Here is a 9,155-nt window from a genome sequence, read left to right on the forward strand (position 1 = left end):
CGGCACGTTGCTCGCCCTTGACGGGGCGCCGGGCGCGTTTTGAGTGAGTTCTGCGGCTACCATGCTTAGCCCTTTGCCTGAGCGAACGGGTTGGGCAGGTCGAAATCGACATAGAGTAGGTCCTGGTCGATGACCGCGCCGGCGACGGTGCCGCTGGCCGCGGCGGTGATCACCGCAGCCAGCGGCATAGGTACGGTGGCCCGCCGCGCCATGTCACCTGCCGCGTACACGCCCGGCACGCTTGTTCGCCCGAACTCGTTCACCTCAACCGACCCATCGGCGAAGGAAGCGCAGCCGAGGCGCGCGGCCAGGTCGGAGCGCTGGCGCGGCACGTTGACGACGAACACCGCGTCCCTGGCCAGTGGTGGGCCGCTCTCGAACACGATCTGTTCCAGCTGGTCACCCGTCGCCTCCAAGCGGGCAATGGCTTCGCAGCGCACGGCGACGCCGTTCGACTCCAGCTTCAGGCGCGACGCGGGGTCGAGCGGTTCACCGTCAGTGCAGAGCACGACGTCGGCGGCGAAGCGGCTCAGTTGCAGTGCCAGGCGTACGCGGGCCGGTTCTGCGCCGATCACCGCGACCGGCTTGCCAGTGCACTCATAGCCGTGGCAATAGGGACAGTGGAAGGCGGATCGGCCCCACAACGCTTCGATTCCGCGCGGTCCGGGAAGCTCGTCGGCCAGCCCGGTGGCCAACAGGAGCCGGCGTGCCTCTGCCGTACCGCCGTCGGACAGGTCTAGGCGGAAGCCGCCGTCGTCGAGAACGTAGGCCGCCACACACGTACTGGGCCTTATCCGAACGGCCGGGTATGCGGCCAGTTCCTCGCGTCCAAGCTTGCGCAACTGGGCAGGTGGTGTGCCGTCGCGGGTGAGGAAATTGTGCACGCTCTCTGCCGGGGCGTTGCGGCCCTCCTCGGCATCGAGTAGGAGGACCGAGCGGTGGGCACGCCTGTGGGGTTCCACAATCCTGTCACCCTGGTTGACCTGGCCGGGACGTGGTGTCGGCGGTGCGCCTGAAGCATGATCGGGCTTCGTGTCATTGCGCCTGATCCAGGCGTACGGAGGTCTCCACCAGTAGCCGGCGTCCCGGTCCGCGTCGCCGAACGGTAGGGGGAGGCGGGCCAGCCACCGTTCGACGAACATCCCGATGGGGCCGGGGCCGATGCGTCCAACGCCGCAACCACATTCATGGATGCGGTCGAACGGCAACCTCGAGGGGAAAGACCAGTTCAACGCTCTGCTGGGCGGTCAGAGGTGGAGCCTCACTGGTACTGCAACGGCAGTGTCCCACCGGGTCGGTCATCATCGTGGACGGCAATGGGTGGTTCCAGGCGAACATCCGGGCGCACGACGCGGTCGCGATCCACGTCGGCGCGAAGATCGGCTGACCGATACCGCAGGGACGTCCCGGCCGGGACCGTGCCGAACTGGCCGTACCAGGTCGGTACGGTGCCAGCGTGGCGGATGTCCATGACCCCGCCCGACACCACGCGGTGCGCCTTGCGATCACCGGCCGTTGAGTAGCATGCGCCGTGGAAGGGTGCCCAGCGGCGTACGGGAGTCAGCAGGTGGCCGACGACGATCACGTTCAGCGCATCGTTGATCTGGCGGGCTGGCACGGTCCCCGGGCCCCGCGACTGGACTGGCCGGCGATCGAGGCAGCCCTGGGGCACCCACTGCCCTCCGACTACAAGCGGCTGTGCGAGCGGCTCCCACCCGGCGGCTTCGGCGAATTCCTGAACCTGCTGCACCCGGCGAGCGTGGGCGACTTCGGCAACCTGATCACCGGGGAGCGGTCGCTGAAGCAGCCCGGCGGGATTGTGGACATGCTTGTCGAGCAGGAGCGGATCTACACCGAGGAGGCGAACGCCCGCCGGTTGACGACCGTTGAGCCGGCCGCCGAAGACGGGGAGAAGTGGCGGCCGCTGTTCGGGCCGGGACAGCTGCATCCGTGCTTCTGGACCGACAACGGCGGCTACGGTTTCTGGATCGCGGCCAAGAGCGATCCGGAGGAGTGGACCATCGGCGTCAACCTCCGCAGCGGCAACGACGTGGAACCGTACGAGCTCTCCCTGAGCAGCTTCCTCCACGAAATGCTCACGGACGAGTATGCCTTCCGCGACTTCTTCGGCGCCGATGGCCCCGATGGCGTCGTGTTCGAGCCCTACGAGTCGGGCGTCCGCCAGCTGCCGCCGCCCTGACGGCCGTCGGGCGGCCCGGCCAGCGCCTCGGAGAGTGTTGGGTAACCCATGGGCTACCTGAGGTTCACTGGTCACCGGCCAGCCAGCGGGCGGCGAGATCGGTGACGACTGCTCCGCCTCGGTCGCTCAGATGGATGTGGTCGACGAGTAGTTCGCGTTCGCCGTTTCGGGCGACCTCGTCCCAGCTCTGCCCGAGTAGATAGTGCTGGGTCGCCGCCCAGAAGGCCAGGACGAAACTGAAGTCGTACGGTGTCGGGTCACCGCCGCGCTGTCGGAGGAGGCCGACCATCCGCTCGTGCACGGGCAGGTAGTCGACCTGGGCGCGGGTCGCGATCTCCTTGATCGAGATGTTGTACCCGCTGAGCCTCTGGTTGAGTTCGCTGGTCAGGTCCTCGCCGAGCGGTGGCAGGGACATCAGCGCGATCCGGGCGGTGGTATGGGACTTGACGCGATCGACGATCGCGCCGAGATTGTCCCGGTAACGCTCCAGCGGTACCCCGTCGCGTACGTCGTTGGTGCCGATCAGGATCGTGACGGCGGTCGGGTTGCACGCCACGATGTCGGTGTCGACCCGCTGTCGCAGGTCGGCACTGGTGCTGCCGTTGACGCCGGCGTTGACGAACTCGTATGCCCGATGTTCCGGCCGAGCACGTAGCCCGCCCACCCAGTCGGCGCCGAGGGTGCCCTGGGTCATGCTGGCGCCGGCCGCGACGACCACGGGACGCGAGCCCGGCTTGCGTCCGTCGGCGCAGGCGTCGCCTGGCGGGTTGGCGGGTGACCGGACGAACGTGAGGTATCCGACGGTGCCCACGGTGCCGAGTACGCCGACGAGGAGCAGGCACGCGGCGAGGATGATTCGCCTCTTCATGGTCAGTACCCCAGCGCGATCGTGTGGCGGACCGTGCTCGGGTCGTCCAGCGCGGCGAGGATGGCGTGGGCGAGATCGACACGGGCGATGGTGATGCCGCCGCGTACGTTTCGATCGATGGCGGTGCGGTATGGGCGGTGCTTGCCGTTGGTGAGTCGCGGCGGGCGCATGATCGTCCAGTCCAGTTCGCTGTCCCGGACGGCCTGCTCGGTGCGGGCGAAGTCGGCGAATCCCCGTTTGAGGTACCGCCGCAGCAGTGGTTTGACCACGGTGCGGGTAACTGGCCCGTCGCCGGCGTCGACGACGTGTCCGCCAGCGGTGACGACGATCAGGCGCCGGGTGGCGCCGGCGCGCATCGCGGCGATGATCGCTTGGGCGCCGTCGGCGCAGACCGACGTGTCGGCTCTGGTGCGAGGCCCCAGAGCCGACACCACTGTGTCCTGGGCGGTCACGGCTGCCTCGATCGCCTCCGGGTCCATGGCGTTGGCGATCACCGGTGTGAGTCGCGGGTGGTCCGCCTGGGGCAGGCGTGCGGGGTCCCGTACGACTGCCGTGACGTGATGCCCGGCGGCGAGTGCGTGCCGTACGACGTGTTGGCCGGTGCCGCCGGTTGCGCCGAAGACAGTGATGCGCATGCAGGTCCTCCCGGGGTTAGTGATTACTAACCCCCATACTGGGCTAGTAATCACTAACCTGTCAACTTGAGAGACGAGGCGGCATGAGCACGCGGGAACGGATCCTCGACGCGGCCGAGCGCATCCTGCGGACCCGCGGGGTTGCGCTGGCCACCACCAAGGAGATCGCGCAGGCGACGAAGGTCTCGGAGCCGACGCTCTACAAGTACTTCGCCGACAAGGAGCAACTGCTGCTCGCCGTCCTCAAGGAGAGACTGCCCGGCCTGTCCCGGGTCTCGGTCCACCCCGGCGTCGGCGACGTCGAGGAGAACCTCGCCGAACTCGCGCACGCGGTCCTGGACTTCTACCAGCAATCGATCCCCATGTTGGGGGCGCTTCTCGCCGACCCGCAGCGGATGGCGGCACACCGGGTGGCGATGAGCCGGCACGGCGGCGGCCCTGACAAGGCGGTCGCCATCTTCGCCACCTATCTGCGGGCCGAGCAGACCATCGGGCGGATCAGCCCGGACGCGGACCCGGACGCGACCGCGTCGCTACTGATCGGCGGGTGCTTCAATGAGGCGTTCCTGCGCTACTACGCCCAAGGGGCGGCTGCCGTCGCGGCCCCACGCGCATTCGCCGAGGCGCTGGCCCGGGCAGTTGTCCGTCCGCTGTTGTAGCCCGTTACCGCCGAAGGATCGGTCTGGCCGGATCCGTCGGGATCCGGCCAGACCGTTCCGCAACCTCGCGGGTCCTTGTGAACGTCGTTTACGGCGGGGCTACCGGGACGTGTGACGATCGCCGCCCGGCTGGTATCCGTCGTAGTCGTTCCAGTGTGGGGATTGGGTCATCAGTTGTTCCCAGGTGGGCCAGATCGCGTTGGTCTGCTGGCGAACGAGTTCGCCCGGCATGCTGAATGGCGGGGCTTTGTGTGGCTTGTCGAGCGCCTGGCCGACGATCGTGTCGTGGAGCACGGCGGCGGCGTGCAGACGGGGAAGCACGTCGTGGATGCGGTCGGCGTAGCCGGCGGGTAGGGGATACGGCCCATCGGGGCCGAGGTCGAATCCGGCACCGGCGCTCACCAGTGCGATCTCTGGACGTTTCCGGATGGCGATGTCGTAGTGCAGGTGCAGTGCGATCGCGTCCCAGACGATCTCCACCTTCTCCTGTGCCAGCCCCTGTCCGGTGAGGAAGCGAGCGGCCAGGTCGGCACCGTCGATGTCGAAGGGCTGGTCGCCGTTGCCTTCACGGCTGAGCCCGGCATCGTGCAGGAGGCAGCCGACGAAGAGTAGTTCGTCGTCGTAGTCGCGATCGGGCCGCAGACCTTGCTGTTCGCCGAGAAATCGTCCGTAGAGGTACGTGCGCATGCTGTGGTTGAAGATGGCTGCGTCTTCGATGCTCTTGACGAAGCGAAGCGTGCTCACCGCGACGTCGGTGCGCGGGATCGGCAGTTGCCCGTATTGATCCATCAGGTCACCCTCTCTGAGCGGTACGGGTGTGGCTGGTTCGGTCCTGGGGTCGCATCCGCCGTAGGTCGAGTAGGTCGTCGTTTTCTGGTCGTTGTCGGTATGGGGGAGTAGCGATGTGGCCACGGCAATCGGCCAGAGCGCCATGATCGCCGCGAGGACGTGTGTGGACAGCAGGAGGTTGGGTGCCGGGAACCTTCCTGCGGCCGATCCGCCTGTGGAAGGGTTTCTGAGTCATCCGGTCGCCAGTTGGGGATCCACCCCCGGAGATCGTGGGCCATGGTTCGGGCGGATCAGGATGGTGCCGTAGGCGACGATCCAAGCCACCCACAGCAGCCAGCCGACCAGGCCGAGAAGGCCGAAAGGGCCCGCTCGGTCGACGACGAGCGGCGCGAGGGTGGCCGAGGTGAACAGCAGTGCCGCGGACAGCAGGCCCAACGTGCCGTGCCACCGCCGGATGAGGTTGGCGCGCCGGCCGGCGATGGAGAGTCCGATCAGGGCCAGGGCCAGGAACGTGCCGTTGAGGGTGAACAGGCAGTCGTGCAGCGCCCACAGCCCCGCCGCGCCGGCGTCATCGGTGGCCGCCGACGCGAGCGCGAGGCGGATCGCGATGACCGCGGCGAAGGTGGCGTTCTGCAGCACCAGGCCGGCGAATCCGAGCAATGACCACGCCTCGCCCCGGTCGCGCTCCGACTGCCACAGCACGGCGACCGCACCTGCGCCGAACAGCGTGGCCAGGATCCATGCGGCGGGGGTGAGGGCGGTGGTGAGACCCACGATGTGGGACTTGGTGCTGAAGAACGCGGCGACCTCGCCGATGTCGGCGCCGGTCTGTGGCAGGCCCGCGGGTACGGCGATCAGGTTGGCCACCACGATCATGGTGGCGAAGCCGATCGCGGCGATGCCGCTGAGCCGGTGGAAGCCGATGCTCGACGGTACGGTGAACTTGGCTTTACTTGACATGTATTCACTATAGCTAGCGTAAAGCGATAGGAGACAGGCATGACCGCCGAACCCGGCCGGCGGCGCTACGAGTCCGTACGCCGCACGACGCAGGCCCAGCAGACGCGAGCCGAAATCGCCCAGGCCGCCCGTCGACTCTTCGTCACCCACGGTTGGTCGGGTACGACCGTCCGCGACGTGGCGCGTGAGGCCGGCGTCTCGGTCCCGACCGTGTACGCGGCGTACGGGAACAAGTCCGGCCTGACCCGGGCCCTGGCCGACGCGGCTGACCTGTCGGCTGACGCGGCGCAGATGCTTGCGGAGCTGGAGGCCCCGGCCGCGACACCGGAACGGCAACTCGCCGCGATGGCCGGTTACGACCGGCGGCTGTTCGAGCGTTCGGGCGACGTCATCACGCTGATCCGCGAAGCGGGCCGTACCGAGCCCGAACTGGCCACAACCTACCTCGACGGCCGCAGACGGGGTGACGAGACTCGGGTACGGGTCTTCTCGTCGTGGCCGCCCGGGGTGCTCCGCCCTGGCCTGGACGTCCCGTCCGCCGTCGACATCTATGCGGCTGTCTGCAGCATTGACGTCTACGCCGTCCTGACCACCGAGCGCGGCTGGGCGCCGGATCGCGTCGAGCAGTGGTGGAACGGGGCGCTGGCCCGGGAACTGCTGAGCTGACCGGTACGGGTGCCGACGCTCCTATGCCGCGTCAAGTGGTTGGGGGCGGGCTTTCGAGGTGCCGGTAGATCTCGCGGGCGATGTAGCGCTTGAGGCAGCGTTTGATCTCTCGGTCGGTCTTCCCTTGGGTGCGGCGGCGGTCGGCGTAGGTGCGGGTGCGTTCGTCGCGTTGTAGGCGGGTGAGGACGATGGTGTGCGGGGCGCGGTTGAGTTGACGGTCTCCCGAGCGGTTGAGCTGATAGCGGATGGTCTTGCCGGAGGACGCGGGGATCGGGGCGGTGCCGGCGAGCATGGCGAACCGGACGCCGCGCGCCAGCCGTACGCCGCCACGCTTTGTGACCCATGCACAGCCGGCCGCCGCGCGTGCTCTGTGGCAGATGTGTGTGCGCCTGGACGACAAGCCCGGGGACGTCGTGCCGGGTGAGCCAGTCGTCATCTGTGATCATGCGATTACGGGGTCAGCACGATTCTTCCGAAGACCTCACCAGCCTCCATCCTCTGGTGCGCCAGCGCGGCGTGCTCCAGCGGTAGCACGTCGTGCACCACTGTCTGGAGCTGGCTGCGACCTGCGGCAGCGAACTGCTCGATCCTCACCGCACGTCGAGCGGGCTCGGCTACCGTCGCGGCACTGAAGGTGGCGAAGGACATCGACTTCTGGAAGGCGGCCATCAATCTCGTGCCGAAGTCTGCCGGCGGCTGGCCCCCGACGGCGCCGACAACCACAAGTCGACCCTCAGGTTTAAGCCTGTCAAAGAACGAAGGCATGTCTTTACCTGCTACCACGTCGATGATGACGTCGTAGCCGGTGGGATCGTCCGGCCCTCCTTCGCCGAAGCGGTCCAGCACGTGGGTCGCACCGAGGTCGCGCAATCGACGACCACGCTCAGGGGAGGAGGTGGTGACTGCCACAGCGCTGGCACCGCCGAGAGCCGCGAGTTGGACCGTCATGATCCCGATGCTGCCGGCCGCGCCGCGCACCAGCACGACCTCGCCCGACGAGAAGTGAGCGTGGGAGAGACCGAAGTGGGCCACGACTCCGGCGCTTCCGAGCGTCACGGCGTCGACGGCAGAGAGGCCCGCCGGGAGGGGCACGACTTCTCCGATCGGCGCGATCGCCTGCTCGACATAGCCGCCGCCCGTGCCAGTGAACGCCCACACGCGCCGCCCGACCCATGCGGGGTCGACGCCCTCGCCCACCGCGGTCACCGTCCCCGCCACCTCGCCGCCCGGAATATGACCCTCTCGGTAGCCGTAGGCAGCGAGAGCACCGCTTCGGATCATGACGTCGACGCCTCCGACGCCAATCGCCTCGCTGGCGATCAGTACCTGTCCCTGCGCGGGAACCGGGCCGGGGATGTCGATGACTGCCAGCCCTTCGGGACCGCCGAACTCGATGATCGCGACTGCCTTCACTTTTATTCCTCTTCGTGAGCTAAGTCAAAGCCGCCGTAAGCGACCCCTGGCTGCTTGGGACGCTAGCGGACGCCGGCGTCCGGTTAGCTAAAATGAGAGAGTGCTCGATTGTTTGCCTCAGAACCTGCGCTCGGACGCGCTAGACAATCGTGAGTGAATCCTCGCCGCGGCTCGGGCGGTGAGGGCCAAGAACGGCGCGGTGCCATCAATTTTGATCAAGGTCTTTCCGCATCTGTCCGATGTGGTCGTTGAGGTAGTCGACCGATCGGCGGCGACGGTTGTGCTGCGGGCGCGGTCGCGTATACGTCGGGGTCGGTGCCTGCGACGCGGCAGGACTTCTGTTCGTACGCACGGGAAGTACCGGCGACGACTTGCCGACGCCGCGCTCGGCGGCCGCACTGTGGTGATCGAGGTGATCGAGGGCCGCGACGCCCGGACCGGTCGCGGCGTGGCTGGCCGGCCATCCCGAGATCGAGGTGATCTGCCGCGACCGCGGCCGCACCTACGCCGAGGCCGCCCGGGCCGATGCTCCTCAGGCCCAGCATGTCGCACCGGTGGCATTTGTGGCACAACCGGTGCGGAGGCGGTGGAGAAGACCGTCGCGGCCCACCACAGCTGCATCAAGGCCGCGTTCGCCGCGGCAGAGCCGCCGGTGGACGTGCCACCGCCGCTCCCGTTGCCGGATGCGCACTACAGCGTCCGTGGCCGGCCCAGCTCATCACGCCGGGACGGCCACAACCACCGTGGACGCAGCAGATGGCCAGGATGCCGCGCAAGACCTTGATTCTGTGCCCACCCCGCCACGACAGCATCCACGATCGGCAACCTGCCATCACGCTCAGGTAGCAGTCACTGGAGAGCCCGTTGCCGGGACAACCGGCACGCGGGTTCGGGCCGGGGCCGTTGGAACAGGACCTGCACCATAGGAACCGCGCCGGCGGCCTACCGGTGCGGCGTCTGTGCAC

The 9,155-nt window shown here is 68.1% G+C and carries 11 protein-coding genes; 3 read left to right on the top strand and 8 right to left on the bottom strand.

The window, feature by feature from the left end; translation table 11 throughout:
- Positions 1–65 precede the first annotated feature (65 nt).
- Positions 66–1,208: an NAD(P)/FAD-dependent oxidoreductase gene (locus tag AAH979_RS41920; protein WP_346263677.1), complete on the bottom strand. Its 1,143-nt coding sequence runs from the start codon at positions 1,206–1,208 to the stop codon at positions 66–68.
- Between the two features lie 53 nt (positions 1,209–1,261).
- Positions 1,262–1,585 (bottom strand): hypothetical protein, encoded by a 324-nt coding sequence (locus tag AAH979_RS41925; protein ID WP_346263678.1) that lies wholly within the window; start codon positions 1,583–1,585, stop codon positions 1,262–1,264.
- On the opposite strand from AAH979_RS41925, the gene AAH979_RS41930 reads away from it, so the two are divergent.
- Complete coding sequence (locus AAH979_RS41930; protein WP_346263679.1) at positions 1,568–2,200, top strand: hypothetical protein; 633 nt, start codon at positions 1,568–1,570, stop codon at positions 2,198–2,200. The two genes, AAH979_RS41925 and AAH979_RS41930, sit on opposite strands and share 18 nt — an antisense overlap.
- A gap of 64 nt (positions 2,201–2,264) precedes the next feature.
- Here the strand turns inward: AAH979_RS41930 and AAH979_RS41935 are convergent, their stop codons facing one another.
- Positions 2,265–3,068 carry a GDSL-type esterase/lipase family protein gene (locus AAH979_RS41935; protein ID WP_346263680.1) on the bottom strand — a complete coding sequence of 268 codons (804 nt, stop codon included), beginning with the start codon at positions 3,066–3,068 and terminating at the stop codon, positions 2,265–2,267.
- Between the two features lie 2 nt (positions 3,069–3,070).
- Positions 3,071–3,703 (bottom strand): NAD(P)H-binding protein, encoded by a 633-nt coding sequence (locus AAH979_RS41940; protein ID WP_346263681.1) that lies wholly within the window; start codon positions 3,701–3,703, stop codon positions 3,071–3,073.
- A gap of 83 nt (positions 3,704–3,786) precedes the next feature.
- On the opposite strand from AAH979_RS41940, the gene AAH979_RS41945 reads away from it, so the two are divergent.
- Positions 3,787–4,362 carry a TetR/AcrR family transcriptional regulator gene (locus tag AAH979_RS41945; RefSeq protein WP_346263682.1) on the top strand — a complete coding sequence of 192 codons (576 nt, stop codon included), beginning with the start codon at positions 3,787–3,789 and terminating at the stop codon, positions 4,360–4,362.
- A 99-nt stretch (positions 4,363–4,461) separates the two neighbouring features.
- On the opposite strand, the gene AAH979_RS41950 is transcribed toward AAH979_RS41945, so the two are convergent.
- A complete protein-coding gene (locus AAH979_RS41950) occupies positions 4,462–5,151 on the bottom strand; it encodes an HD domain-containing protein (protein WP_346263683.1) in 690 nt (229 codons plus the stop codon).
- 231 nt (positions 5,152–5,382) lie between these two features.
- Positions 5,383–6,111 (bottom strand): hypothetical protein, encoded by a 729-nt coding sequence (locus AAH979_RS41955; protein ID WP_346263684.1) that lies wholly within the window; start codon positions 6,109–6,111, stop codon positions 5,383–5,385.
- A 39-nt stretch (positions 6,112–6,150) separates the two neighbouring features.
- Here AAH979_RS41955 and AAH979_RS41960 point away from each other — a divergent pair, with 39 nt between their 5' ends.
- A complete protein-coding gene (locus tag AAH979_RS41960; protein ID WP_346263685.1) occupies positions 6,151–6,777 on the top strand; it encodes a helix-turn-helix domain-containing protein in 627 nt (208 codons plus the stop codon).
- Positions 6,778–6,808: 31 nt separating this feature from the next.
- Here AAH979_RS41960 and AAH979_RS41965 read toward each other — a convergent pair whose 3' ends face one another.
- Complete coding sequence (locus AAH979_RS41965) at positions 6,809–7,213, bottom strand: transposase (protein WP_346263686.1); 405 nt, start codon at positions 7,211–7,213, stop codon at positions 6,809–6,811.
- 14 nt (positions 7,214–7,227) lie between these two features.
- The gene (locus AAH979_RS41970; RefSeq protein ID WP_346263687.1) at positions 7,228–8,190 is read right to left on the bottom strand and encodes a zinc-dependent alcohol dehydrogenase family protein; all 963 of its coding nucleotides are present in this window, start codon (positions 8,188–8,190) and stop codon (positions 7,228–7,230) included.
- Positions 8,191–9,155: the final 965 nt, after the last annotated feature.

It is taken from the genome of Plantactinospora sp. ZYX-F-223 (assembly GCF_039649625.1).
Taxonomy (GTDB): domain Bacteria; phylum Actinomycetota; class Actinomycetes; order Mycobacteriales; family Micromonosporaceae; genus Plantactinospora.